The following is a 25,100-nucleotide window of genomic DNA, read 5'->3' on the forward strand; positions in this document are numbered from 1 at the left end:
CGAAGAGCTTTTGCAGAGGATCAGAAGAGGGGGCATGTCGTTTCTGCAGGCATGGATACGCAGATTGTGCTGAAGACACCAGAGTTAGTCGAGATGTTCTTGAATGCATCGGAAGAATCGGAGCGGCTGGATAGATATGTGTCAGCTCCGCATCCCTAGCCATTTGCGGATGACCCTGAAGGGCTGCACCGCTTTCTTGCCAAGCGCGAGGCGCGCAAGCAATTAAGATCTGAAGAATCCCGAACAGAATGCAGGAACAGGCAGATGCCTGACTGACGCTGTGCCTTTCAGCATTGTCGGGACGAAAGACGGCCTGGCTGTACCGAATAGCGCATCTTAAAGCTCTCTCCATCTCTCTTGCGCTATCCTTTTGTTCCAGCTGCCATGAAGCTGTGTGCAAGGAGGAGACTGTGAGCAAGAAGAAGCGTGCAAAGATCGTCGAGCCGAGCAAGAGCCAGAATGCGGTGCTCTTCATCTCTATCGCTGAGATTGCAGCTGCCTCCTTCACGCTGATCATGGCAATCATGGCGCTGATGGGGCTCCAGAATGCAGAGGTGCAGACGGCGCTTGCAGATGCCTTGGCCCAATCGAGCTCGACGCTCTCCTTCGACGATATGGTCGCGATGATCACGACAGCGTCAGTGGTAGAGGTTGTCTGCGGCATCGGCTGCGTTATCACGGGCATCTTCGGCATCAGGATCTCCCAGGACAAGAGCCTCGCCGTGACCTACAGCAAGCTCTGTCTCTTCACGCTTGTCCTGGCAGGAGTCGGTACTGTCGCCAGCATCCAGGCAGACACGATCTTCATCAGCTTCGTCCTTCTTGCTGTCACGGCACTTCTCTACTTCTACGTGAAGAAGGTCCGCTTCGAAGCTGAATCCCAGGCCTCAAAGAAGCGGAAGAAACGTTAAGCAGACGTTTCTGCTCGTGCATCCAGATTGTCAATACAATCCGTTCATATCATTCAGTATTTGAATGAATCCGCGGAGCTTGACCGAAAAGTCTGGCGAACAAGGAGCAATCTGCTAGACTTTTTGCCTAAAGAATCTTACAGAAATCTGCCAATGAGCTGATAAGAGGTACCGAGTGCTTTCTGCATGCCGGAGGCTGAGCATTCCCCGAAGTAGCAGAAGAGAGGCTGGCTTGAGCAATCAGGACTATGCCGCTCCGAAGATGGGCAAGCTGATCTTTGTCACAGTTCTCTGCGCTATCGCCGTGTCGGTCCTGCTCTGGCTTGCGCTGAGCCTCACGAACCTGCTTCCGGTTGGCATGCATGACATGAAGCCGCATGACAGGGAGCGTCGTCCTCCGAAGAACGAGCAGCTTGTCCTTATGGACGTCAGCAGCGTGAGCGATGGCGCAGCTGAATCAGAACCGCTCGACGAGCTCCTGCCGTACCTCTACTCCCAGAACAGCCAGTACTGCTGCTCCAATCTGCTTCCGCAGGATGGGAGCGCCACTTCGGACAATTGATAGCCAGACAATCCGGCCCCCGATGTCACTGGAAGTCGGAGGGCTGTCTTTCTTCTTCACCAGGCTTCCGAGCAGGCTGCAGTGCCTGGCTATAATGGACCCAGGAAATCTGATGATATGGGAGGTATGCTATGCGCATTGCATTGCTGGAACCTTTGGGAGTGCCTGCAGAAACCATCGAAGAGCTTGCAGCTCCTATCCGCGAACGTGGTTACGAGTTCGTGTACTTCGATACAAAGACAGCCGATGCTTCCGAGCTTGCCAAGAGGAGCGAAGGCGCCGATATAGTGATGATTGCGAACAATCCCTATCCTGCCTCTGCTGTCGAGTCAGATGCAGCGCTCAAGATGATTGCTGTCGCGTTCACGGGTATCGACCATGTGGCGCTCGATGCCTGCAGGGAAAAGGGCGTTGCGGTCTGCAACTGCGCAGGCTACTCCGATGTGAGCGTCGCCGAGCTGACGATTGGCCTCACGATCGATGTGCTCCGCAAGGTCGCGGAAGGGGATGCTGCAGCACGTTCTGGCAGGACCTCTCAGGGTCTTGCGGGCAGAGAGATCTGCGGTCGCACCGTCGGCATCGTCGGCACGGGACACATCGGCACACAGGCGGGACGTCTCTTCGATGCCTTTGGCGCCCATGTCCTGGGCTACGCCCGCCACGAGAATCCTGAGGCAACGGCAGCAGGCATCGAGTATGTGGATGACCTCGATGAGCTGCTCGCAGCAAGCGATATCGTGAGCCTGCACCTTCCGAACAACGCTTCGACGAGGAAGATGTTCACAGCAGAGAAGTTCGCCGAGATGCCTGAAGGCTCTGTCTTCATCAACTGCGCCCGTGGTGCCATCGTCGACAACGATGCTCTGGCAGATGCCCTGAACTCGGGCCATCTTGCTGGCGCCGGTGTCGATGTCTTCGATATGGAGCCGCCTCTGCCCGAGGACTACAAGCTCATTCATGCAAAGAATGTCGTGCTGACGCCGCATGTGGGCTTCCTCACCGAGGAGGCCATGCAGCGCCGTGCTGCCATTGAGTTCGGCAATGTCTATGCCTGGCTTGATGGAAAGCCGAAAAACGTCTGCGAGCTTTAAGCAGATAGACGAGCACAAATAAATTAGGAGGCTGCTGGAACAACCGGCAGCCTTCTTCCATGGTCTGGCATCTCTGATGAAAGGATCGTATCAGGAGACTGGAATCTGGCAGGGCAGGAATGCCGGCGCTGCCGCTGGGCTGCCTGATTCCGCCATCCTCATCGGGAAGCAGGACATGCCTGCCTGGGAAGCACGCCTTCTTGAAAACCAGAAGACTCTTCCAGTGCCGCATCGCATCAGCGCTCCAGCTTCTCCCGTTTCAGGCAGCGAGGCTGCCTGTGCCCATCCAGCCAGGTCCAGATAGGCACAGAAAGGGTTCCTATGGCGTCTGGATTCGAGCTTTGGATGGCCAATCGGCAACCATTGGTTTTCAGGGCAGGGCTCTCCTGCCTCCGGTGTCCTATACTGGCTCTCACGCAGGATTAGTTACTCTGGACTTATCTTGGAGATTTGTTCCTGCACCGGAAGATGCCAGGACCGTATGCCCTGGCATTGCATGAGAGTGGATGCTCGTCTCCTATGCAGGCTGTATGCAACATCAACAGCAATGTCGCGCTCTGTCTCGATTCCCAAGGCAATGAGCTCGTGGCCTTCGGCCGCGGCATCGGCTTCAGGAAGCCGCCCTATGAGGTGGAGCTTTCGCGCATAGAGCACCTTCTATGGGGTGGACCCGAAGCTGATCTCCGCTATCGAGGATATCCCGTCAGTTCTGGTGCTCATTGCCGATGAGGTGGTGCAGGGCTTTATGGCCGCAACCGGCAAGGCCCTGAATCCGCAGGTCGCCTTCACGCTGGCAGACCATCTTGCCTTCGCTATCCAGCGTCAGCACAGACGTCTCGTCTTCGAGGTTCCGGTCAAGCAGGATGTGCGCGACCTCTATGCGGACGAGGTTGCGGCAGGACATAGGGCTCTGGCTCTGGTCCTGGAGCGCATGCATGAATGGCTGCCTGCAGAAGAGGAAGCGCTGGTCGCTCTCCACCTGGTGGATGCCGAAGAGGGAAGCGTCCAGGATGACGCGCCCATCAGCCGCGAGGTGATATCCCACATCGCCGCGATCGTCGGACAGGATGTGGGGGCAGAGATCGACCGGACAGGCTTCGACTTCACCCGCTTCTCTTCCCATATGCAGCACCTGATCAGGAGAAGCGCAGAGGGGGCTTTTCTCGATACGAAGAACCAGCAGCTCTATCAGGTGCTCGTGGACTCCTATCCCGACACCTACCGCTGTGTCGAGCATATCTGCGCCTATCTCAGGTGCGTGCGCGGACGAAGGCTTCCGGACGAGGAGAGGATGTATCTGATTCTTCATGTGAACAGGCTCTGTGCGAGAGGGGAGACGCCAAACAGCCCGGCATCAAAGTAATGCCACACAACCGATACCTGAAGGCTTGTTACCGCGCAAGCGGGCTTTGCCTCTCTGATTCTCCGGATGCCGTCCGGAGCAGGGAGGCATATTTCTTGAAAGGGGACGGCGATGGGAAAGAGCCAGAAATTCGAGGAGCTTGCAGAGCAGGTGATGCCGCTTCTGGGAGGCAGGGACAACATCACTTGGTTTTCGCACTGCGTGACGCGTCTGCGCTTCACCGTGAAGGACCATGGCCTGGTGGACAAGGACGGCATCGACGCCCTGAAAGGCGCGATCGGCTCCCAGTGGGCAGGGGACCAGTACCAGATCATCGTCGGCCCCGATGTGGAGGAGGCCTACTCTGCCATCCTTGCCAGAGGAGAGATATCGGGCGATATGGCGCCTGCGGCAGGAGATGCTGCAAAGCCCCGCAAGCGTACGGTGGGCTCTGTGGCCAGTGCCATCATCGATGCGATCTCAGGCTGCATCACGCCGATCCTTCCCATGCTGGTCGGTACCGGCATGCTCCGTGTCGTGCTTGTCCTTCTGGTCCAGCTCGGCCTCATCACGAGCGACAATCCGACCTATGTGACCCTTGCCTTTGCGGCCGATGCCGGACTCTACTTCCTGGCAATCGCTATCGGCGTGACCGGATCCAGGAAGTTCGGCGTCAAGCTCGGCATCGGCATCATGTGGGTCATGACACGATCGGCTTTGTCGGCGTCGCTATCGTCTGCTGCCTCTATCCGATTCTGGTGATGACCGGCATGCATACGACGCTCCTGCCGTTTCTGACCCAGTCCTTTGCGACGCTTGGCTACGATTCCTTTGTCGGTGCCGCACAGCTTGTCTCGAACATGACACAGGGCGTGGCGGCGCTTGCGGTTACTATCAAGACGAAAGGCGATGAAGACCTCAAGGCAGAAGCCTCGACCTGTGCCTTCACGGCACTGGTGGGCGGCGTCACCGAGCCGGCCCTTTACGGCATCAACCTCAAGTTCAAGACGCCGCTTGCGGCGGCGATGATCGGAAACCTGGCAGGCGGCCTCTGGGTAGGCATCGCCCAGGTCTTCCGCTATTCGCTCGGCGGAACCAATCTCTGGGGCATCGCGGTCTTTGTCGGCAAGGAAGGAAACGTCGTGAACATGCTGATCGGGGTCGCAATCGGCGTGGCAGTTGCCTTCGTTGCTGCCATGGTTCTCTACCGTCCGGAAAAGGAGAAGCCTGGCACGGCCTCGGAGAAGGCAGCTGCCTGAGTCGGGCAGTGCATCTTTCGGGAAGCCCCGCTGCATGTCGCGGGCAGCAGGATTGCCGCACCGTGCTCGCGAGTTCCAGAAGATGCAGCATGCAGGCAGAGACTGGCGGCAGCAGGATGGTTTCCTGCCGGCATGGCCCAAGGTGCCCGGGGACTGCCAGACCAGGGTGCAGACAGGCTGTCCGACCGAGGCATCTGCGTCGAGAGTTCAGGGAAGACGGCTGTAGATCTGTCAAAGGACGGACTGGCAATCGAGCCTGATGGAGTCATCGTCACGGCTGCTGAAAGCGACGGCGAGGAGGCGCCTGCCAGATGGCACAAGACGTCCCATGCGCAAGGAGGCCTTCCGCGCCTGATACGGGAGGCCTCCTTCTGTCTGCCTGCGTGTCTCTCGAAGAGGAGCTACCTGTCCTTCATATGCTTCGGTGCAAGCTCGGCAGCAGCGGTCTTGTCCAGGGCGTCTTTCCCGAGCAGCCAGCCTTCCTTCTTTGCGATATGGAGGATTATGAAGAAGACAATGAGGTCGAGCGCTATCGAGAGGGCCATATCGAGGATAGTGGCCTCTGCTGCCATCGCATTGGCGCCGACAGCTGCCGAGACGAGGAAGGCACAGATATTGTTCATGGCATGGAAGACGATCGAAGTCTCCAGGCCGCCTGTCTTGAGTGCCAGGATGCCTGCGATGAGGCCGAAGGCCAGGATGGAGATGAGTCCCCATACGTTATAGGTGTGCGACCCCATGAAGATGAGTGCCTGGAGGAGGAGCGGTATGGCCGTCACAGGGATCCAGCTGCCGAAGGACTGCATGAGAAAGCCGCGGTAGGCATATTCCTCTGCTGCAGACTGGAAGGGCACGAGGATGAGGATAGCGAGGATATAGGAAAGGCTCGGAAGCGAGAAGGCGGGCATCTCGCCCGAGAGGATCGAAGCTATTGCAAGCTCTGCCAAGTTGCCCACCGCAAAGATGAGGAAGGCAGGAACGATGAGGCGTCCGATTCTCTTCCAGCGCAGATGTCCTTCGACAGAGCTCAGCGTCTTGAGGCCGCCGAGCCGCGTGGCATTCATGGCAATCCAGATGGCAGGGAGGAGAAGGATGACAGAGCCGAGAAGAAGGGAGATGCCAAGTCCGCTCTCCGCAAGGGACTCCAGGCCTTGCTGCATGAGCTCGTCTGCCGTGAGGGTCTCCGACTGTTCGAGAAGGGCTCCGATGGGGGAGGGAGCTCCCGAGAAGCCGATGGCAAAGAACGCGATGCCCGTGAAGAGGACAAAGAGGAGGCAAGCCAGAAGGAAAGCCACAATCGGTTTCCACCAGCGGTAGCGTTCCTGTTCCTTCATGCGGACGAGGTAGGTCTTGGGCAGCAGCATGGGCCATTCCCTTCTCCGGAAACATATAGTGGGATTCTTCCTCATGCCAGCCTACTTGATGCTGTTTTTCAGGCACATATCGGCGAAAGTGCCGAATCGTGGCCGGTAACTTACAGTGGGCAAGGCAGAGACCTGGGTCGTATGCCCGAAGATGCAGCGATGACGTTGTTTCTGCTGTTCAGGCTGCAGGCACTGCGGAGGGTGTCTGTCGCAGATGCCCCCCTGATGAGGAAGCGCTGCTTCAGGCATTCTCTTCCGGCTGGCCAGGATGTCCCGGCGGATGGAAAGCGCGCCTTGCCGGCGTGCCCAATGGGCCGTGGGTCCTTGCCTTCTGTCTCTGCGCATATGCATGAAGAGGGCAAGCGGGGCTCTTTCGGTATCGAAGGATGGGCTTTCTGGCCAGTCCCGCTTCAGGCAGAGACGACGAGACGCTTTCTGAGTGCAGCGATAGCGGCATCCGAGACGCCGCAGGCGTGGAAGTAGCCTTCTGCCGAGCCATAGCGCTGCATCACGAAATCGTAGGTCACGGCTATCGTATCGGGGTCCGACCCCATGAGCTTCTGGCGGGATCCTGCCTGCGCAAAGTCATGGGCATAGTAGGGCTTGCGCAGGATGTTCTCGCGCGTTATCTCGTAGTTCGCGATGCAGTCGTTGCGATCGACGCCGGCAAGCGAGAGCAGAAGCATTGCCAGGATGCCGGTCCGGTCCTTGCCTTCCGTGCAGTGGAAGAGGACGCAGGCATCTTTCGGCGTCTCGAGGATGGCATGGACGACCTTCCGGAATCCCTCCGTATTCTCGAGGATCGTGCCATAGAAATCGAGTGCCTGGGGCTCACGGTCCGATTTCATGAGCTCGTCGAGCCTGGAGTCGGCGATATTGAGGTCGAGGAGCGTGATGTGGCGGTAGGCCACATCGTCTGAGATGGGAATATCGGGATGCTCTGCTATCTCCTGGCTGCCGCGCAGGTCGATGACGGTACGGACGCCGTAGCCGTAGAGGAACTCCCTCTCATCGTCGTCGAGGAAAGACAGGCGGTCCGATCTCACAAAGCGGTGCCAGGCAGTCTGGCTTCCGTCGGCTGTGGGATAGCCGCCCAGCTCGCGGGCATTGGCACAGGTATGGAGCGGCAGGCGCTGCCACATCATCTCGTAGCTTTTCATCATGTCTCCTGTTTGTCGCATCATCCCTTCAAGTATGCCTTATCAGGGCGGTGCGACGGGATGAGGGCATGCGTTTAGTTGAGAGATGAAGAGAGATGGATGTCTCCGATCTGAAGCATGCGGATATCCATCAGAGATTGCGCCTCCTTATGAAAAGAGGCCCGCATGCTTTGGGACATACGGGCCTGATCGTTCTCGTGGGAGGGAGACTCTTACGCCTTTGCGGCGTTCTCCTTCTCTTCCTCCTTCTCCTTTTCGGGCATCGGAAGAATCAGGTTCATGATGATGCCGACAAGGGTCGATGTTGCCATGCCCGGCAGGGCATAGTCGCCGATAGGGATGGAGATGCCGGAAGTCTCCATGCCGACACCCAGGATCACGACGACCGAGGCGATCATGAGGTTGCGGTTGAGGCCGAAGTCGACCTTGTTCGTAACGTACATACGAAGGCCGTTCGAGGCGATGAGGCCGAAGAGCAGAAGGCTCACGCCGCCCATGACAGGCGAGGGGATGGAGCGGATGACGGCGGCAAGCTTCGGGCAGAGGCCGCCGATGATGAGAGCAAAGCCTGCCGCATACCAGAAGACCTGGGTCGAGTAGACGCGGGTCACGGACATGACGCCGATGTTCTCGGCATAGGTCGTGGTCGGAGGACCGCCGAGGAAGCCGGAGATCACGGTCGAGATGCCGTCACCGGCAAGGGAGCGCGGAAGCATCGGACGGTAGTCCTTGCCGACAATCTCGCCGACAGCAAGAAGGTGACCGATGTGCTCGATTACGACGACGAGGGCAACAGGGCCGATGAGGGCGACAGCGCCCCAGTCCCAGACGGGATGATGCAAGGTCGGAAGGCCCACCCAGGCAGCTTCCAGGACAGGCTGGAAATCGACCATGCCGAGCATGAGGGCAATGACATAGCCGACGATGATAGCGAGAAGGACGGGAATCGTGCCGATGAGGCCGCCCATGCTCGAGAAGATGACGGCTGCGAAGAGCGTGATGGCGGCGACGATGGCACCTTCCTGATAGAAGATTGTAGAGCCGTCGGCGGCAGTCGTCTGGAATGCCATCTTCGCTGCTGTCGCAGAGAGGCCGACGCCGATGACGACCATGACAGAGGCAACGAGGACAGGAGGGAGCAGACGGTCAAGCCAGCCGGTGCCGACAAGCTTGATGATGCCTGCGACGAGCAGGAAGACGCAGCCTGCAACGACTACGCCGGAAAGCGCTGCATCGAGGCCCTTGCTTGCACCGATGATCACGATCGGGCTGATGAAGGCAAAGGAGCTGCCGAGGTAGCTCGGAATCTTGTTGCGGGTCACGAGCAGGTAGCAGATCGTGCCGATGCCGGAGCACATGATTGCGAGGTTCGGATCCAGGCCGGTGAGCACCGGAACGAGCACCGTGGAGCCGAACATGCTCATCATGTGCTGGATGCCGAGGGGGATTGCACGGCTGACGGACACGCGGTCGTCTACGCCGATGATCTCCCTTTCATGGTGTGCCATGAGTCTCCTTTCGAGGGGAGGGAATACGGTCCCTACCACTATAGGGAGCAAGAAGACAGAATGCAGGCAAAGTGTCGCGCTTTTTACCAAGGAAGGACAATGAAGGACATGCCGCTTGCCGAAGGCGAACGGAAATTCCGGTGATGTTCCCAGAAGTAGAGCAATTCCTGTCAGATGCCGTATCAGCGCTTATTGCGTGGCTTGTCTGATTGCTGCAAGTTCTTCGCTTATCGATGCAAGGCTCTGATCTGCTGCTAGATGGCCTTCCGTGGTAGCTTGCAAAATGCATCAGCAGTGTCCGGATGCGGGTGGCGCTTCAAGAGATTGGAGCAAAGCCTATGGACCTAGTCCTTGAAATCCTGCAAGCCCTCGCGCTCTCTGCGGGGATCCTCAAGACCGTCCTCGAGATCGTGGAGGAGGTGGAGAGGATCAGAAGGGAACATAAAGCATCATAAGGATGACGTACGGAGATGAATAGAGCCCGGAAGGCGACCGGGCTCCATAAGTCGTAACACCTGCGCCGCCCGCGACCATCAACCCAATCGGGCATTGCTGGTGCACCTGTATTGTACCCGCTTGCGCCATCTAACAGCAACGGTGTTGGCATTGCTGCAAGGAATCTTTCGATGTGGTCGCAGGAAACCCGAAACAAGCCTTCAGGAGAACGGGGGAAGCTTGTTCTGTGAGCAGATATGAATGAAGCCCGTAGGCTACCGGGCTTCATTCATATCTGCGCCGTCCACGCCTGCAAACGTGGCTGCGCTGAGATTGGAGTCCAACCAGTGTATCAGCTGGGATAGCTAGCCGCAATGAAGCCTTCTGGGTTCTGCGAATACATGGGGTGAAGGCAGCAGAAGAAAATGCCTGGATGCAGCGTGTACTGTATCCAGGCATCTGTATGGTTCTGGAGCGTTCCTACAGGGCGTGGCGTGCGCTTCTGATGGCGCCCTTCACGACGCCGTGTGCCATGCGGTAGGTCAGTGCCAGGTATCCGCCATAGACGAGCGCGAAGATTGCGATGCCGAGGCCGACATTCTCGATGATGCTTGACTGACCGAACATGAGGAGGAGCTTGTTCACAGCGGCAGTGGCACAGATGCTGTGGGCGATACCGACAATGAGAGGCAGCGCGAAGGCAAAGATGACCTGGGTCCTGAGGGAGGAGAAGATCGTCTTCTCCGGGCAGCCGAGCTCAGAGAGCGTGCGGTAGCCCATGGCAGAGTCGGAGGCGTTCGAGAGCTGCTGGATTGCAAGGATGGCAGCACAGGCAATGACAAGGACAAAGCCGATGTAGATTGCCATGTAGGAGATGAGGCCCGTTGTCGTGGTGCCTTCAAGGGCTGCATTGGTCTTGGTCTCTGAGCCGACGTAGAGCTCGTCGTTCGAGGCAGCAATCGTATCAGCGAGGTCCTTCACGGCCAGGTCGCCGTTTTCGGTGGAGACGCGGTAGTTGATGTCGAGTGCCCAGCGGTAGTTCGGGAGCTCTTCAGCGATGTCGTCTGCGACGACGTAGATGCCGGGGGTCTTGCCGATGGCATCGTTCTGGAGGATGCAGGAGTCATCGTCGATCACGGAGCTGCGGGCAGGGGTGAGCGTTTGTCCTGCTGCGGTGATCGTGAAGCCCTGCTCGAGTGCCGTGTTCACGAAGCTCTCGAGCGTATCCATGTTGCAGAGATAGAGGTACTGGTCCTCATCGAGCGAGACCGGGTCGAGTCCCTTGAAGGTGCGCAGTGCATTGTAGTCGGAAAGGGAGATGGCTTCCCAGGCAACGGCCTTCTCGTATCCCTGCGGGATGCTCTTGCCGGTGAAGGCAGACATCTCATTCAGAGAATCGATAGTGAGGTTTCCCTCGCCGTTTGTCATGTATCCGACGCGGAAGGAGACGGTATCGCCGACAGCATCGAGGTCGACTCCAGCCTGCTTTGCATAAGCTTTCCAGTCGAGCGTCTTCTCCTCAAGGGAGCTTCCGACGACGCCGATCGATGCATCGAAGGGGACGCCTGCCTCATAGGACTTGTTGAGCGTCGCGCAGATGCTCATGCCTGATGTCATTGCCGTCATCGCGAAGAAGAGGATGAGAGCGATAAGTCCCATGGATGCAGCTGCCGTATTGATGCGGGAGGCGATCTGGCGGGTCGTGAACATGTGGAGGCCTGACCAGTAGTGCTTCTTCATGCGCTGGAGGATGAGCGTGATGCCGCCTGCAAAGCCATAGAAGAAGATGAACGTGCCAGCAACGACAAGTGCGGTCGTGACAAGGAAGTCATTGGTCGTCGTCTGTCCCGGCTCGGGGTTGGAGCCGCCGAGAGGGAAGCCCTGGGTCGTGAGGCGCCAGTAGGCGTATCCCATGAGCACAAGGCCAAGTGCGGTGAGGACGAAGGAGAGCGGCAGATGCCTTACGAACTGCTTCTCGTTCTTCCTGCCTGCGCTCATGAGGTCGATGAGATGCACGCGGGAGAGCGTGATGGAGTTCATGACCATCATGACGAGGAAGGTGATGGCAAAGCAGAAGAACGTGAGTGCCAGCGCATCGGGGGAGAAGAAGAAACGGAAGTTGTCGACCTTCGTCGCGAACATGTCTGCCGTGACGAAGAGGAGGAGCTGGGAGATGAGGGCACCGAGTGCGATGCCGACAATGAAGGAGATGAGGGCGACCATAAGGGTCTCGAGCGTGAGGATGGCGTTTACCTGTCCGGCACGCATGCCGAGGACCTGGTAGAGGCCGAGCTCCTTCTTCCTTCTGCGCATCAGGAAGTTGTTTGCATAGACCATGAGGAAGCCCATGATGACAGCGAGGAAGACTGTGAGGCCGTGCATGATCTCGCCTACCTGCTTCAGGACATCGGAGAGCGAGTTCGACAGGAAGTCTGCCTGCACGGAGATCGTGTTGAATGCATAGAAGACGGCGACGCCCATGACGAGCGTCAGGAAGTACACGGCATAGTCATGCATGAGCTTGCGCATGTTGCCGAAGGCAAGCTTAGCGAGCATCGTCGACCCCTCCCTGGACTGCTACGACCTGCATGATCTTCTCGAAGAACTCGCGGCGGGTATCTGCTCCGCGCACGAGCTCGCAGAAGACCTTGCCGTCACGGATGAAGAGGACCCTCCTGCAGAACGAGGCTGCCGTCTCGTCGTGTGTCACCATGAGCACTGTTGCCTTCTGGGCGCGGTTGATGGCGTCGAGGCTCTCGAGCAGGAGCTTCGCGTTCTTGGAATCGAGGGCTCCTGTCGGCTCGTCTGCAAGCACGAGCTGGGGGCGTGTCACAAGCGCACGGGCGCAGGCGATGCGCTGGCGCTGGCCGCCGGACATCTGGTAGGGATACTTGTCGAGGACCTCGGCAACACCCAAGGACTTTGCAATGGCCTCGACGGATTTCAGGATCTGGTCTGCCGGTACATGCCCGATCGTGAGCGGCAGCGCGATGTTCTCGCGGGCTGTGAGCGTGTCGAGCAGGTTCGAGTCCTGGAAGATGAAGCCGAGCTGGGTGCGGCGGAAGTCGGCAAGACCTGAGCGGGAGATGCGTGCCGTATCGGTGCCTGCGATGCGGATTGTGCCCGAGGTCGGCGTATCGATCGTGGCAATGCAGTTCAGAAGCGTCGACTTGCCGGAACCGGACGGGCCCATGATTGCGACGAGGTCGCCGCGCTGCACCGTGAGGCTGACGCCGTTCAGAGCCTTCGTCGAGGCATTCTTGCCGCCGTAGACCTTCGTGAGGGCAGAGATCTCGAGGACAGGCGATGTGCTGTCGTGGACAAAGGCGGATCTGGCTCCCTGGAGATGGCGAGGCATGGTGGACTCCTTCTTTCGTGTTGCTTTCTGTCGCAATCATATTCGCCGAAAGAAGCTTGGACTGCCATCGAAGCCACTTACACTGCCTTACAGTTCTGTAAGCTTGGTTCCTTCCTCGAAACGGGAGCGCTCCTGCGGGAAGACAATCTCGAAGGCCGTACCCTTTCCTTCCCTCGAGCGCACAGAGACGGAAAGGCCCATCTTTTGGCAGAGAGTTCTGACGAGGTAGAGCCCCATGCCGGTTGCCTTGCCGTGGCTGCGTCCGTTCTCGCCGGTAAATCCCCGCTCGAAGATGCGGGGAAGATCTGCCTCGGATATGCCGCAGCCATTGTCGGCCACCTTGAGCACCGCATGCTCGTTCGCCGTTCCTGCTTCCTCGATGCGTGCAGAGAACGAGATCTGGGGATTCTTTGCCTGCCGGTACTTCACGGCGTTGTCGATGAGCTGGCCCAGGATGAAGTCCATCCACTTCGGGTCGCAGATGAGGACAGGGGAGGTGCCGTCTTGAACGATGAGCCCTGACATATCCACAGCCATATGGGCCTCGATGAGCGTGCGGGCACGGGAGCGTACGGCCTCCTTCACGAGGCTGTCTGCCGGTACGCTCCTGACGAGATAGTCCTTCTCGACAGAGGTGCTCCTCGCATAGTAGAGTGCCTGCTCGACATAGGAATCGATCCGGGCGATCTCGCGGGATACGGCTGCGGTATCGGGGGCGTCGGCATTGGCAAGCATGAGGCGCACTGCTGCAAGCGGCGTCTTGATTTCGTGCACCCAGGTCTCGACGTACTGGCGGTATTCCTCGACCGCAGCCTCTGCCTCATGGCTATCTGCCTGGGCAGCTCTGGCCAGGCTCTGCATGGCCTGCCAGGAGAGCTCGCCTTCAGGATATGAGGGCTCCTCGATGCTTCTGGCATAGGCAAGGGTATCGGGGCCTTCGTCTGCAAGCACTTCGAGATCGTGCATATACCGGCGGCTTCGCGCGTAGCCCCAGAGGAAAGGCACGGCTTCGAGGATGACGGCAATGATGAGGATGAGGATCGTGCCATCGGTGCTGACGCCGAGAGGCAGAAGCAGGGCTCCCAGAGCAGCGAGCAGGATGAGGCTTGCAGCAAGGCGCAGGGCATGGCTTCTCATGTAGGCAGCAAAGTTCATGCCTGCTCCAGCCTGAGCGCGTAGCCCTGGCCACGGAATGTGACAACGGCAGACTTGAGCCCCAGGCGCGAGAGCGTCTGGCGGAGCCTGTTCACGTTCACGGTCAGCGTGTTGTCGTCGACGAAGGCATCGCTTGTCCAGAGGGCTTCCATGAGGTCCTCGCGGGAGCAGATGCCGCCCTTCTTCCTCATGAGCTGTTCCAGAATCCTGAGCTCGTTCCGCGAGAGCTCGACGGTCTTGCCAGCGTAGCTTGCCTCGGAGCGTACGGTGTCGAGTGCAAGTCCTCCCTCCGAGAGCACAGCAGACGGCGCCTGGCTCTTGCCACGGCGAAGAAGCGCATCAAGGTGTGCGAGGATGAGCTGCGGATTGGCAGACTTCTGGACGAAGTTGTCTGCTCCCATCGTGAGCGCCATGAGCTCGTCGAGCTCTGAAGTGCGGCTTGTGAGCACCATGAGGGGAACCTGACTCTGCTGGCGGAGCGCCCTTGCCACATACTGGCCATCGGTGCCCGGAAGGCCGAGGTCCAGGACCACGGCATCAGGCTCTGCGGCGAGGATGTCTTCCGGCAGGTGGTCGAAGCACTCGAGCGCCGTGACCTCATGTCCTGCGTGCTCGAGCAGGAGCGCGAGCTGGGCGCGTACGGCAGGGTCGTCCTCGACCAGGCAGATTTTTGCCATCTCTCCTCCTAGGCGTCGTCTCTTTCTCCATACCTTAGCGCAAGAGGGCAGATATGGTGAGCCAGCAGAAGGCAGGTGCTGTTCTCTTCGTTCTGCCACGTATCAAACAGCTGTTTTTGGGAAAAACGACACTAGGTGAAATTGCGACAGGTGCTACCCCTCATGTCTTAAGGCTGCCCTGTCGCCATATGCGGTCTGGAAGGAGAGCCAGATGGCTGATGTGCCGGAAGAGGAAACGCCCAAAGAGACGGCTGAAGCAAAACCGAAGCGTCAGGTGAAGAGGAGCCCTGAGGGCAGCAACAGGAACTCTCTGCGCTCCCTCCATCTTCTCGAGCAGAGCTACCTCTCTCTCATCATGAAGAAGCCGTCTGACAAGATCACGGTCGCAGACATCACGCGCGAGGCAGGCCTCAACAGAGGCACGTTCTACGCCCACTTCAGCTCGGTCTCAGAGCTCGAAGCCTATGTCCTCCAGGAGCTCGTGGACCGCTTCATGAGCATCGGCACAAGCTGGTTCGATATCTCCTTCGTGCAGGATCCCGAGCCCCTCTTGAAGAAGGTCGGCGCCTTCGTCGAGGAGCACCGCGAGCTCATCCAGACGATCCGCCAGAACTCGGCCACGAACCCCTTCACCGTGGCGCTCGAGCAGAACCTGAAGCGCCGCATCCGCGATGAGATCGTGCATGCCTATGCAGATGACAAGGAAGCGCTGACGCTTGCCCTCATCTCGACCGACTATGTGATGCACGGAATACTCAGCGTCTATGACTCCTGGCTCTTCGGTTCCTATACTGACCAGACGCTCGATGAGGTGAACGAGATGCTCGAGCGCCTCATCAAGGGCACCGGCGTCATGATCCAGCAGCGTGCTCAGATGGACACCCAGGACGCAGGACGCAGATGCTAGCTGACTGAGAGCGTTCCAGCGAAATCGGCAATCGCCGAAGCTGCAAAGTCGAGCTGCTCTGCGTTCGTAATCTCAGGCATGCCGTCTCCCTCCTGCAGGCCATAGCTTCCGAAGTAGGAGTGGATGCCACCAGGAATGATGAGCTCGGTATAGCCTGAAGGCAGGTTCTCAAGGCATTCCTCGTATTTCGTCCTGTTGAGGACACCATCATGCTCTCCGTACATGAGGAGCACGGAAAGACTGCTGCTGCTTATGTCTGAAGTCTCGTAGGCGCCCAGGAGCACGAGCCCCCGATAGCTCTCCTCATGCCCTGCAACATAGGAGCCTGCCATGGCACCACCAAGCGAATGGCCGCCGATGAGCCAAGGGAGTGCCGAGGAATCCTCTCCTGCGTCCGAGAGCGCCTCTTCGAGCTCGGGCCTGGCGTGGTCTGCGGCATTGGGTGCGAGCACGGCAAGGTTTTCCGGCATCTTCACGAGCACGCAGGCAACGCCTCGATCGGCAAGACGTGCGAGGAGCGGTGCATAGGCGGTCGCCTCGACCTTGCCGCCTGGGTAGAAGACGAAGGCAGCATCTGCGTTCTTGGGCACGAAAAACACGTCGCCGCTGTCGAGCGTCGTCACCGTGACATCTGTGGTGGAGGCAAGTGCCTCCTGTGCCTCGGGTTCCGCATGATAGTAGCCCGAGGCATAGATATGGATGCCGAGGGCTAAAGCCATAGCGACAGCTGCAAGGACAATGAGGATGGTCCTGAGTATATGGCGGCGAGGCTTCTTCGATGCCTTCTTCTCTGCCTTGTCCTTTCCAGACCACTTCATCGTGCATCCTTCCTCATGGCCTCCGAGAGCCCTTCCTCGATCTTCGGTGTCCACCACTTGAGATAGCCTGCCTGGGTGGGATGTATGGCATCGGCCATATAGAGCTTCCGCTCTTCCGGCGTGATGACATTGAATCCCTCATCGTCCCAGAGTTCGATGATGGAGATGTCCCACTTGCTTGCTATCTCTTTGAGGAGTGTGACCATCTCTCCGTAGGCAGCGCTCTCATAGCGCGGATTCGTATAGAACACGATAGGGCAGCCCCATCTGTTCCCGGCATAGGCAATGATATGCTCGATGGCGCCCGCTACGGTTGCTGTATCGAAGCCTTCTCTCTGGCTGGGTGGCGTGACCTGCCCCAGCGGCTTTCCCTGCGTCGCGTCATTCGTGGAGAGCTGGCAGACAAAGAGGTCGGCGTGGTCTGCATCGAGGCGCTCAAGACGCCTGATATAGGAGCTCTTCCCCGTATCTGCGAGCGTTGTCCCGCTCACAGCTTCCTTGATGGCAGTGCAGCCATCCCTCTTCGCGATATAGTCCACGAAGGATATGCCCTTCGATGCTGCTCCATAGGTGACGGAGGAGCCAAGGAAGATGATGGTTGTGCCCTTGAGTGCACTTCCGGCAAGCGGCTCCACCCGCTCGATGCTATACGCAGCTGCATTGCCGGGAAGGCGTCCGGCATCGAGTGGGTGGAGCTTGGCGAAAGGTCTCCAGCCCCATGTATAGCCGCAGAATGCAATCCAGAGGAGGGCTAGGAGCAGAAGGACGAGAACGATGGCGGGCATCTTATACCTGTTTCGGGATAGGGACGGGACAGTGCTGCTCAGCTCTCCAGTTCAAGGCGATGCCGTGCGCTTGTCAAGCAGGAGCAGGCTATGAGAGATGTAGCTGGATTGTGCCGGAAACCATCTTCTCCTCCAGGCGCTTTTCCGCCATCATCTGATGCATATGCATGAAGCTGTGCCAGATTTCCTCCAGAAAGGATGCCCCTTTGCTCTACGAGTTCTGTGCCGAGAACTTCACGCTCGTGCCGAAGGCAATAGCCGCTGGCGCAGGCAGGATCGAGCTCTGCGACAACCTGGCAGCTGGCGGCACGACACCTTCTCTCGGCGTGCTTGACCACACGCTTGCCTATGCGCATGAGCACGGTGCCAGGGTCATGTGCATGGTGCGGCCTCGGGGAGGAAACTTCGTCTACACCTCAGACGAGCTTTCCATCATGGAAGAGGATGCTCGCATTGCGGCTGAGCACGGAGCGGATGGCATCGTCCTTGGCTGCCTGGCAGGTTCACCGGGAAGCTATTGCATCGATCTTGCTGTAACAGAGCGCATCATTGAAGCAGCCAGAAAGGCAGCAGGCGGACGCAGGCTCGATGTCACGTTTCACATGGCATTCGATGAGCTCGATGTACATGAGCAGCTCGACGCGCCGTCAGAGCTCGCGGCAATGGGAGTCACGCGTGTGCTTACGCATGGTGGGATAGCAGGTACTGCTATCCTCGGCAATGTTGCGCATCTGAAGGCTCTCATCGAAGCGGCAGGAGATGGGCTCATAATCCTTCCGGGCGGCGGCATCACCTGGAAGAACAGGGATGAAGTGGCAGCAGCCGCGGGAGCCTCGGAGCTCCATGGAACGAAGATCGTGGATCTGGAGAGCATGGCCTAGAGACAAGAAGAGCGCCTGTCCTTCCGGGCAGGCGCTCTGAGGCATATGGGTTGATGCCAGGCAATCAGTCGCTTGTGTCGCTGTCAAGCGTGATCACGATATCGTATGCCGGATATTCTGCACGGATCTTCTTGAGGACATCGGCGCGCACGGCTTCGCGGTCGGGAGCATCGAAGTCCACGACGATATCGAATGTCATGAGCTGCCGCTCCTCGTCAAGATGGAAGCCATGGACCTGCTTCACATGGTCTTCTGCCAGAGCGATGCCGTAGGCCTTCTTCTGGATGCAGGCAGCCTTGTGGTTGAGGCTCTTCGAGTAGATGCCGACCGTGGCCAAGATGACCTTGCCATCCGTATCCCGGAAGACCTGCTGCTGGATTCTTCTTGTCATCTCGTCGATCTTGCCGGCGTTCATATTGCCGGGCACTTCCACATGAATATCGCCGACGAGATGCTCGGGACCATAGGAATGGAGCAGAAGGTCGTAGGCGCCGAGGACCTCGGGATCCTTTCTGACCGATTCCTTTACTGTATGGGCAAGGTCTGCATCGATGCGTTCGCCCAGAATCTCTGAGAGAGCATCGCGCATCATATCGATGCCGGCCTTCACGATCACGACGGAGATGATGGCGCCGACCCAGGCCTCGATCGAGATATGGCAGAGGATGTAGACAAGCGCTGCCGCCAGGGTCGAGGCAGAAAGGATCGCGTCGAAGAGGGCATCAGAGCCTGATGCCACAAGGGCGTCGGAGTTGTGCTTCTCGCCCTGCTTCTTCACGTACCTGCCGAGGATGAGCTTCACGACGACAGCTGCACCCACAAGGATGAGCGTTATGGCAGAGTAGTCTGCGACCTCGGGGGAGATGATCTTCTCCACGGACTCTATGAGGGACGTGATGCCGGCATAGAGCACGATCATTGCGATGATCGTGGCAGTCAGATACTCGATGCGGCCGTATCCCAGAGGGTGCTTCTTGTCTGGCTGCTTGTGGGCAAGCTTCGTGCCTGCAATCGTGATGATCGAGGACAGGGCATCCGAGAGGTTGTTCACCGCATCGAGCACGATTGCAATGGAGTTCGAGGCAAGGCCTATGGCTGCCTTCATGGCAGCGAGCGCCACGTTGGCAGCGATGCCGACGACGCTCGTGCGGACAATGGCTGCCTCTCTCTGATCGGCGGCCAGTGCTGTGTCATTCATCAATCAACGCTTCCTTCCAGAAGCTTCGTAAGTATCCGCTTCAGCTCCTGTGCATCCTCTTTGGTGAGGGAAGGGAACGTGCAGGCAAGGCGGAACGGTATGGCGAGGGCACGCTGCTTCAGGGCAGCGCCTTCAGGCGTCAGGGAAATCATGACCTGACGGGAGTCATCCTTCGAGCGCTCGCGCTTCACGTAGCCCTTCTGTTCGAGCTTCACCAGGACGGGCGTGAGCGTGCCTGAGTCGAGGAACAGCCTCTCGCCGATCTCTCCTACCGTCGAGGTGCCCTGTTCCCAGAGCACGAGCATGGAGATGTATTGGGTGTACGTGAGGCCCAGAGGATCGAGGAGCGGCTTGTATCTCCTCACAACCTCTTTCGAGGCAGCATAGAGCGGAAAGCAGAGCTGGTTCTCGAGCTTCAGCTGTCCCTCGTCTGCGGGCGTGCCCTCTGCGTGGCAGGATGTGCCAGCCATTAGAGGAGGTCCTTCACGGCCTGCTCGACTTCGGCCATGTCTGCCGTCGGCTCGAAGCGGGCGACGAGCGCGCCATTGCGGTCGATCAGGAACTTCGTGAAGTTCCACATGATGTAGGCCTCATCGCCGAACTTCTTTGCATTGGCCTTTGCGAACTTCTCGAGTGCCTTGGCCTTGAGGCCGCTTCCAAAGCCCTTGAACGGTGCCTCGGTCGCAAGGTCGCGGAAGAGCGGGTCTGCACCTTCGCCGTTCACCTCGAGCTTCTTGAAGCGCGGAAAGGCGGTGTTGAACTTGAGGGAGCAGAAGGAGTTGATCTCCTCATCGGACTCAGGTGCCTGGTTCGCGAACTGGTTGCAGGGGAAGTCGAGGATTTCGAAGCCCTGGTCCTTGTATGCTGCATAGATGCGCTCGAGATCCTCATACTGCGGGGTGAAGCCGCAGCCGGTGGCAGTGTTGACGATAAGGAGGACCTTGCCTGCGAAGTCCTGGAGGCTTTCCTTCGTGCCATCCTGCTTGGTAACGCTGTAATCGAAGTAGCTCATGGCTGTCCTTTCTCTTCTGTCTGACACCCACAGTATATCCCATTGCGCGCAAAACTATTGTGCAAAATACAATAGAGCACAACTAAATAACGGTACCTGTCAGATCCGGAAAGGGAATAGTGGAGCTAGCTGTCCTGAGCCCTCTTCCCGACTAGGGCCTGCCGCGCTTCTTCTGCCTGCATGCTCCGGAAGGTGCGCCCGAAGAGCTTGCCGAAGAGCGCTGCAAAGAACTGGTTGAAGAGCGTGCCTGTCATCACAGGGAAGAGCGTGATGGCAGGGAAGTACTCCTGGGCGATGATGGCGCCAGCAGAGATGTTCTTCATGGCGCAGAGGAATGTCATGCCCACGGCATCTGCCCTCTTGAGATGCATGAGCCGTGCTGCAAGAAAGCCCCAGACATATCCCGAGGAGGCAAGAAATCCTATGAGGACCAGGACGCCTGCAAGCTCGGGCGTGAGGTTGAAGATGAAGGTGGAGAGGCTCGTCGAGTTCGTGGTGATGACAAGGATCGTGAGGATGCGGGCCAAGGGCGCAAGCACCGGGGAGACTTGCTTCTTTGCCCTGCCCTTCGTGCGGTCATTCAATGCCGTGCCCAGAAGGGCAGGGATAGCGATCATGAAGAGCATGTCCAAGATCATGCCGGCAGCATCCACCTCGACTGTGGCTCCCATGAGGAGCTGGAGGGTGGCAGGAATCGTGAATGGTGCCATGCAGGTAGAGATCAGAAGCGTTCCCAGCGTGAGCGACATGTTGCCTTCATACAGGGAGACCCACATCGTCGAGGTCACGGCAATGGGCACGGTGTATTCGAGCACGATGCCGCAGATGAGGTCCGTATCCGTAAAGAAGAGATGTCCCATGGCCCATCCCAGGACCGGCATGAGGAGCTGGGAGATCAGGATGGCCAAGATCATGGGCAGAGGATGCGAGAACGTGCGCTTCAGGTTCCCGAAGTCGTTGGAAAGAGATCCCTGGAAGGTGATGACGGCAAACATCGGGGAGACATAGGGTGCAAAACGCTGGAAGAAAGCCGGGAAGAAGATGCCCGCCACAAGGCAGAGCGGCACGATCACGATCATGTTCCGCGAGATGAAGCTTCCGAACTTCTGCCATGCTTCCATGTGCCAATCCTTTCTGCAGCGTGCACAGCCTTCATTATCACGCCTGCATGCATGTGTGGCCACAATGGCACAAAGCGTACAAGCAGAGGAGAGACAGAAGGGTTCCATCGGGCCCCAGGGCGTCTCCCCGGGGAAGGTGCCGAAGCCCATTCCCGTTGCCTTCGTGATGATGAAGCACGGAAGCATGTGGCCAGGACCGGAGCAGAGGGCCTTCGTCTCCGGTTCCTGCAAGGGCTTTTCCATAAGGTTTCCCTGTTGTGCAGTTTGGCAAGCTTTCCAGATGCTGCATACATGCACGAAGAGCTCTGTTACCATGAACGTGTGCAGAGCCTCGTGCACGCGGAGGCCCGCACATGCGTGGAAGAGCCGATGCAGCAGAGGAGCTCTATCGCTATGGCCAGCAGCACCCGAAAGCTCACCCTTCTGAGCTGTATCCTGAAACAGCCGAGTCCCCAGAAGGAGGTGCTGCTTCAGGCGTTCACGGGCGTCCAGCTCGAAGACTGCGCCGGGCGCAATTCGATGAGCAGGAGCGAGGTCATGGATATCTGCAGGGACTTTGCGGAGCATGCCCCCGAGCTCGAAGAAGATCGGTATGAGATGGCATACCACGCCTCGAAGGACAGGTACGACTTCTGCCAGACCACAGGACAGAACGAGGGCGTCTTCCTCTATATGGAGCTGCGCTACGGCAAGAAGAAGCCTATCGTTTCCCAGCCCGCCGTCTCTGTGGCAGCACAGCCTGCAGACAGGCCTGTGACGCCCCAGCCCAAGAAGAAGCGTGCTTCCCGCAGGAAGGGCACCTCTGCTTCCAAGAGCGAACCTGCACAGGCGGCAGCGCCTGCGCCAGCACCGGCGCCCAGGGTCCTCACCGAGGAAGAGAAGGCAGCAGCAGAGCTCAGGCGCCAGCAGCGCAGGGCTCTACGCGAGCGTGACAAGGGTTCCTGGTACTAGGACCACGCTGCGCTGGTTCTCTCGTCGTTCAATAGCCCTTCTGAAGATGCTCTCCTGGCATGCCGGAGCAGGGGGAAGATGCTTCTCGTTTGAAAGACAGGCTCTATCCCGGAAAGTCCGGGATAGAGCCTGCATTGCTATATAGAGAAGCGGCCTGCACAGATACGGAACCCAGCAGGTCCGCAGGCAGATACGCTGCTATCCCTCGAGAGGGCTGACTTCCATCGCATAGGTCGTGATGTAGGCTGCGCCGTCGGGAGCCGGGATGCCAGGATCGCACTTCCTGAAGGTGCCTTCGATGCCGGATTCCCGTGCCGCAATCTCGAAATGGCATGCAGCAATGCCCAAATCGACCTTCTGGATGTCGCCTGTCGTTTCGCGGGCGTAGCCTCTGGTCTTGTGCTCAAAGAAGTGGACATTCTTTCCATCCACGACTATCCGCCATGGCTGCTTGTTGGTGGCAGAGGGAGACCAGCGTACCATCTGGAGTGGCTCGAGGAGACGTCCGGCTCCCTCCTCAGTGAGCGGATGCGTGAAGTCTCCGGCAAAGAAGAGCGACTCGAAGGGAACCCGGCTATCCGATTTCATGTTCCTGCGCATGAGCGACTCCCTCACAGATCTCTTCTCGGCAGCATAGCCGATGGGGGTGACTGCAGGCATCACCTCGTCGGGGGCGACCTCGAGCGCGCGCTCGAAAGCCTTGCGGTCGATTGTCGCGGCAAGCCAGACCGTACCCAGTCCCAAGGACGTGGCATACAGGACAAGCCGTTCGAAGGAGTAGCCGAAGCCCAGCTCGGCGTCCTCCTGCCTGCGGTACTTGGCAGCGATATAGGTATCTGCGCCCACGATGACGGGGCTCGATACGCCGTCTCTTCTGCGGTCGAGCATCCGATACGTTATCGGCACGCCGAAGGGGTTCTCATCCTTCTGGATGAAATCCTCGAGCTGGGAGAGCGTTTCGGCCGAAAGAGGCTCTCCATCGAAGGTCCTGACGCTCTTGCGCTCCTTTATGGTGCTGATGTCCATGCGGCCTGTCCTCAATTCCTGGTCTGTCCTGCCATCGTGGCAGCTGTTCGTGCAGCTATGCCTGCTCAATCTTGAGCAGGGTCTTTCCCTGCGAATGTCCGCTCCTGACATGCTCGAGCGCCTCGTTCACCTGGTCGAGGGTGTAGGTGCTGTCTAGGGAGACAGCAAGCGGCTGCTCCTTGGGGAAGAGCTCGCCCACGCGCTCGAGCTGACGTCCGTCCTCATGCACGAACAGAAAATCGTAGGTCTGGCCCCTCTTGGCTGCCATCCTGTCGAACCTGTAGCCGGCTATACCGAAGAGGGCACGCTTGGCAGGGGAGAGGTTTGCCCGCCTGGCGAAGCGGCGATTGGGAAGGCCACGCAGGGAGACGAGATGCCCTCCGCGCCTGAGCACGCTGAACTCGTCTTCGAGCTCGCGCTCGCCCAGGGTGTCGAGCACGCAGTCCACGTCGTGCAGCACATCCGTATAGCGCTGTGTCCTGTAGTCAATGAAGGTGGTGGCGCCAAGCTTCAGGACGCGCTCCTTGTTGGAGGCGCTGCCGTTGGTGGCGACGGCAAGCCCCATGCGTGCGGCGATGGGGATTGCCATGGCGCCGAGGCTGCCTGTCCCGCCCGAGATGAAGATCGTCTGGCCTGTCTGGGCATCCATGAGGGAAAGTGCCTGCAGGGCAGTGAGCGCCGTGAGCGGCACGCAGGCCGCTTCCTCCATCGAGAGGTAGCCCGGCACGATGGCCAAGGCCGACTCGTCCACGGCAGCATATTCTGCGAATGCACCGATCTTTGCAAGCGGCATGCGGCCGTACACACGGTCTCCCGCCTTGAACCTTGCTGCTGCAGATCCCGTCCTGACAACGGTGCCCGAGAATTCGTTTCCCATCACAAGCGGCGTGCGGTAGGGGACGATCGGGCGCACCTCTCCGCGGACAATCATGTTGTCGAGCGGATTGACCGCTGCCGTATGGATGCGCACGAGGGCCTCATGCGCCGAAGGTTCGGGCGTGGGGATGTCGCACACGGCAAGGGCCGTGCCCTTCTTGTCGTAGCTGTCCAGTATCGCTGCCTTCATTGTCTCTCGCCTTCCTGCTGGTGGCTGTTCCTGTCGATCTCTTCGCGCATCCGCGCCATGCAATCTGCGAGGGTAGCGCCTGCAAGCTCGTCTTCCACAACCTCCTCGGCGTGGCGGAACATCCCGCCAAGCACGGGACGGATGTTCCTGCCGACGATGCAGGCATCGCTCGGGTTCTGGTGGATATCGAACACGTGGACATGGTCGGCCTCTTCCACGGCACGGTATACATCCAGAAACGTGATCTCATCGGGTGCTTTGAGCAGGCAGAACCCGCTCCTTCCGCGGCTCCCGATGATTCCTGCATGGCCGAGGCGTGCTGCGACCTTGCGGATATAGCTTGCGTTCGTGCCCACGCTCTGGGCGATCTGCTCCGAGTTCATGGGAGCTTCTGCCTCGGAGACGAGTATCAGCATGTGGATAGCCGTAGAGAACTTGGTGTCCATGTGCCTTCCCCCTTCTTGCCTTTCTGATAAAAGTAAGTGTATCAGATACAGATACAATAAAGGGAGG

Annotated in this window: 26 protein-coding genes; 10 read left to right on the forward strand and 16 right to left on the reverse strand. The window is 58.8% G+C overall.

Features of this window, described 5'->3' with window-relative positions:
• The first annotated feature begins 410 nt into the window (after positions 1 to 410).
• From VXJ24_RS02465 to VXJ24_RS02490, 7 genes are all read left to right on the forward strand, one after another.
• A complete protein-coding gene (locus tag VXJ24_RS02465) occupies positions 411 to 911 on the forward strand; it encodes a hypothetical protein (protein WP_330971331.1) in 501 nt (166 codons plus the stop codon).
• Positions 912 to 1,143: 232 nt separating this feature from the next.
• Positions 1,144 to 1,473 carry a hypothetical protein gene (locus VXJ24_RS02470; protein ID WP_330971332.1) on the forward strand — a complete coding sequence of 110 codons (330 nt, stop codon included), beginning with the start codon at positions 1,144 to 1,146 and terminating at the stop codon, positions 1,471 to 1,473.
• Between the two features lie 131 nt (positions 1,474 to 1,604).
• Positions 1,605 to 2,564 (forward strand): 2-hydroxyacid dehydrogenase, encoded by a 960-nt coding sequence (locus tag VXJ24_RS02475; protein ID WP_330971333.1) that lies wholly within the window; start codon positions 1,605 to 1,607, stop codon positions 2,562 to 2,564.
• A gap of 519 nt (positions 2,565 to 3,083) precedes the next feature.
• On the forward strand, positions 3,084 to 3,293 hold the full coding sequence (locus VXJ24_RS11475) for a CAT RNA binding domain-containing protein (RefSeq protein WP_430623807.1): 210 nt from the start codon (positions 3,084 to 3,086) through the stop codon (positions 3,291 to 3,293).
• On the forward strand, positions 3,229 to 3,927 hold the full coding sequence (locus tag VXJ24_RS02480; RefSeq protein WP_330971334.1) for a PRD domain-containing protein: 699 nt from the start codon (positions 3,229 to 3,231) through the stop codon (positions 3,925 to 3,927). The genes VXJ24_RS11475 and VXJ24_RS02480 overlap by 65 nt, the downstream gene beginning before the upstream one ends.
• Before the next feature lie 111 nt (positions 3,928 to 4,038).
• A complete protein-coding gene (locus VXJ24_RS02485) occupies positions 4,039 to 4,668 on the forward strand; it encodes a PTS transporter subunit EIIB (protein WP_330971335.1) in 630 nt (209 codons plus the stop codon).
• Entirely contained in the window at positions 4,602 to 5,165 is a 564-nt protein-coding gene (locus tag VXJ24_RS02490; RefSeq protein WP_330971336.1) for a PTS sugar transporter subunit IIC, read from the forward strand. The genes VXJ24_RS02485 and VXJ24_RS02490 overlap by 67 nt, the downstream gene beginning before the upstream one ends.
• Before the next feature lie 401 nt (positions 5,166 to 5,566).
• On the opposite strand, the gene VXJ24_RS02495 is transcribed toward VXJ24_RS02490, so the two are convergent.
• The 7 genes from VXJ24_RS02495 to VXJ24_RS02525 form a co-directional block, all read right to left on the reverse strand.
• Positions 5,567 to 6,529, reverse strand: coding sequence for a CPBP family intramembrane glutamic endopeptidase (locus VXJ24_RS02495; RefSeq protein ID WP_330971337.1), 963 nt, complete (start codon positions 6,527 to 6,529; stop codon positions 5,567 to 5,569).
• A gap of 410 nt (positions 6,530 to 6,939) precedes the next feature.
• On the reverse strand, positions 6,940 to 7,692 hold the full coding sequence (locus VXJ24_RS02500; RefSeq protein WP_330971338.1) for a tyrosine-protein phosphatase: 753 nt from the start codon (positions 7,690 to 7,692) through the stop codon (positions 6,940 to 6,942).
• A 209-nt stretch (positions 7,693 to 7,901) separates the two neighbouring features.
• Positions 7,902 to 9,197 carry a solute carrier family 23 protein gene (locus VXJ24_RS02505; protein WP_330971339.1) on the reverse strand — a complete coding sequence of 432 codons (1,296 nt, stop codon included), beginning with the start codon at positions 9,195 to 9,197 and terminating at the stop codon, positions 7,902 to 7,904.
• A 915-nt stretch (positions 9,198 to 10,112) separates the two neighbouring features.
• Positions 10,113 to 12,188 carry an ABC transporter permease gene (locus tag VXJ24_RS02510; protein WP_330971340.1) on the reverse strand — a complete coding sequence of 692 codons (2,076 nt, stop codon included), beginning with the start codon at positions 12,186 to 12,188 and terminating at the stop codon, positions 10,113 to 10,115.
• Positions 12,178 to 12,990, reverse strand: coding sequence for an ABC transporter ATP-binding protein (locus VXJ24_RS02515; RefSeq protein WP_330971341.1), 813 nt, complete (start codon positions 12,988 to 12,990; stop codon positions 12,178 to 12,180). Before VXJ24_RS02515 ends, VXJ24_RS02510 begins: the two co-directional genes overlap by 11 nt.
• A gap of 87 nt (positions 12,991 to 13,077) precedes the next feature.
• Positions 13,078 to 14,145: a sensor histidine kinase gene (locus VXJ24_RS02520; RefSeq protein ID WP_330971342.1), complete on the reverse strand. Its 1,068-nt coding sequence runs from the start codon at positions 14,143 to 14,145 to the stop codon at positions 13,078 to 13,080.
• Positions 14,142 to 14,822 (reverse strand): response regulator transcription factor, encoded by a 681-nt coding sequence (locus VXJ24_RS02525; RefSeq protein WP_330971343.1) that lies wholly within the window; start codon positions 14,820 to 14,822, stop codon positions 14,142 to 14,144. Before VXJ24_RS02525 ends, VXJ24_RS02520 begins: the two co-directional genes overlap by 4 nt.
• Before the next feature lie 211 nt (positions 14,823 to 15,033).
• Here VXJ24_RS02525 and VXJ24_RS02530 point away from each other — a divergent pair, with 211 nt between their 5' ends.
• The gene (locus VXJ24_RS02530; RefSeq protein WP_330971344.1) at positions 15,034 to 15,729 is read left to right on the forward strand and encodes a TetR/AcrR family transcriptional regulator; all 696 of its coding nucleotides are present in this window, start codon (positions 15,034 to 15,036) and stop codon (positions 15,727 to 15,729) included.
• On the opposite strand, the gene VXJ24_RS02535 is transcribed toward VXJ24_RS02530, so the two are convergent.
• Positions 15,726 to 16,547, reverse strand: coding sequence for an alpha/beta hydrolase (locus VXJ24_RS02535; RefSeq protein ID WP_330971345.1), 822 nt, complete (start codon positions 16,545 to 16,547; stop codon positions 15,726 to 15,728). The genes VXJ24_RS02530 and VXJ24_RS02535 overlap by 4 nt on opposite strands.
• The gene (locus VXJ24_RS02540; protein ID WP_330971346.1) at positions 16,544 to 17,332 is read right to left on the reverse strand and encodes an SGNH/GDSL hydrolase family protein; all 789 of its coding nucleotides are present in this window, start codon (positions 17,330 to 17,332) and stop codon (positions 16,544 to 16,546) included. Before VXJ24_RS02540 ends, VXJ24_RS02535 begins: the two co-directional genes overlap by 4 nt.
• Before the next feature lie 206 nt (positions 17,333 to 17,538).
• Between VXJ24_RS02540 and VXJ24_RS02545 the strand changes: the two genes are divergently transcribed.
• Positions 17,539 to 18,213 carry a copper homeostasis protein CutC gene (locus tag VXJ24_RS02545; RefSeq protein WP_330971347.1) on the forward strand — a complete coding sequence of 225 codons (675 nt, stop codon included), beginning with the start codon at positions 17,539 to 17,541 and terminating at the stop codon, positions 18,211 to 18,213.
• Between the two features lie 64 nt (positions 18,214 to 18,277).
• Here VXJ24_RS02545 and VXJ24_RS02550 read toward each other — a convergent pair whose 3' ends face one another.
• The 4 genes from VXJ24_RS02550 to VXJ24_RS02565 all read right to left on the reverse strand — a co-directional run bounded on the left by VXJ24_RS02550 (position 18,278) and on the right by VXJ24_RS02565 (position 21,544).
• The gene (locus tag VXJ24_RS02550; RefSeq protein WP_330971348.1) at positions 18,278 to 19,411 is read right to left on the reverse strand and encodes a cation diffusion facilitator family transporter; all 1,134 of its coding nucleotides are present in this window, start codon (positions 19,409 to 19,411) and stop codon (positions 18,278 to 18,280) included.
• Positions 19,411 to 19,881: a MarR family winged helix-turn-helix transcriptional regulator gene (locus VXJ24_RS02555; protein WP_330971349.1), complete on the reverse strand. Its 471-nt coding sequence runs from the start codon at positions 19,879 to 19,881 to the stop codon at positions 19,411 to 19,413. The genes VXJ24_RS02550 and VXJ24_RS02555 overlap by 1 nt, the downstream gene beginning before the upstream one ends.
• On the reverse strand, positions 19,881 to 20,423 hold the full coding sequence (locus VXJ24_RS02560; protein WP_330971350.1) for a glutathione peroxidase: 543 nt from the start codon (positions 20,421 to 20,423) through the stop codon (positions 19,881 to 19,883). The genes VXJ24_RS02555 and VXJ24_RS02560 overlap by 1 nt, the downstream gene beginning before the upstream one ends.
• Before the next feature lie 125 nt (positions 20,424 to 20,548).
• Positions 20,549 to 21,544 carry a bile acid:sodium symporter family protein gene (locus VXJ24_RS02565; RefSeq protein WP_330971351.1) on the reverse strand — a complete coding sequence of 332 codons (996 nt, stop codon included), beginning with the start codon at positions 21,542 to 21,544 and terminating at the stop codon, positions 20,549 to 20,551.
• Between the two features lie 393 nt (positions 21,545 to 21,937).
• Between VXJ24_RS02565 and VXJ24_RS02570 the strand changes: the two genes are divergently transcribed.
• On the forward strand, positions 21,938 to 22,495 hold the full coding sequence (locus VXJ24_RS02570) for a hypothetical protein (protein WP_330971352.1): 558 nt from the start codon (positions 21,938 to 21,940) through the stop codon (positions 22,493 to 22,495).
• A gap of 198 nt (positions 22,496 to 22,693) precedes the next feature.
• Here VXJ24_RS02570 and VXJ24_RS02575 read toward each other — a convergent pair whose 3' ends face one another.
• The 3 genes from VXJ24_RS02575 to VXJ24_RS02585 are packed head-to-tail and all read right to left on the reverse strand — an operon-like array spanning position 22,694 to position 25,033.
• Positions 22,694 to 23,521 (reverse strand): nitroreductase family protein, encoded by an 828-nt coding sequence (locus tag VXJ24_RS02575; RefSeq protein WP_330971353.1) that lies wholly within the window; start codon positions 23,519 to 23,521, stop codon positions 22,694 to 22,696.
• Between the two features lie 55 nt (positions 23,522 to 23,576).
• Complete coding sequence (locus VXJ24_RS02580; protein ID WP_330971354.1) at positions 23,577 to 24,587, reverse strand: NADP-dependent oxidoreductase; 1,011 nt, start codon at positions 24,585 to 24,587, stop codon at positions 23,577 to 23,579.
• On the reverse strand, positions 24,584 to 25,033 hold the full coding sequence (locus VXJ24_RS02585; RefSeq protein ID WP_330971355.1) for an Rrf2 family transcriptional regulator: 450 nt from the start codon (positions 25,031 to 25,033) through the stop codon (positions 24,584 to 24,586). The genes VXJ24_RS02580 and VXJ24_RS02585 overlap by 4 nt, the downstream gene beginning before the upstream one ends.
• Between the last annotated feature and the right edge of the window lie 67 nt (positions 25,034 to 25,100).

The sequence above is a fragment of the Olsenella kribbiana genome, from assembly GCF_036408795.1.
GTDB classification, from domain to species: Bacteria; Actinomycetota; Coriobacteriia; order Coriobacteriales; family Atopobiaceae; genus Olsenella_L; species Olsenella_L kribbiana.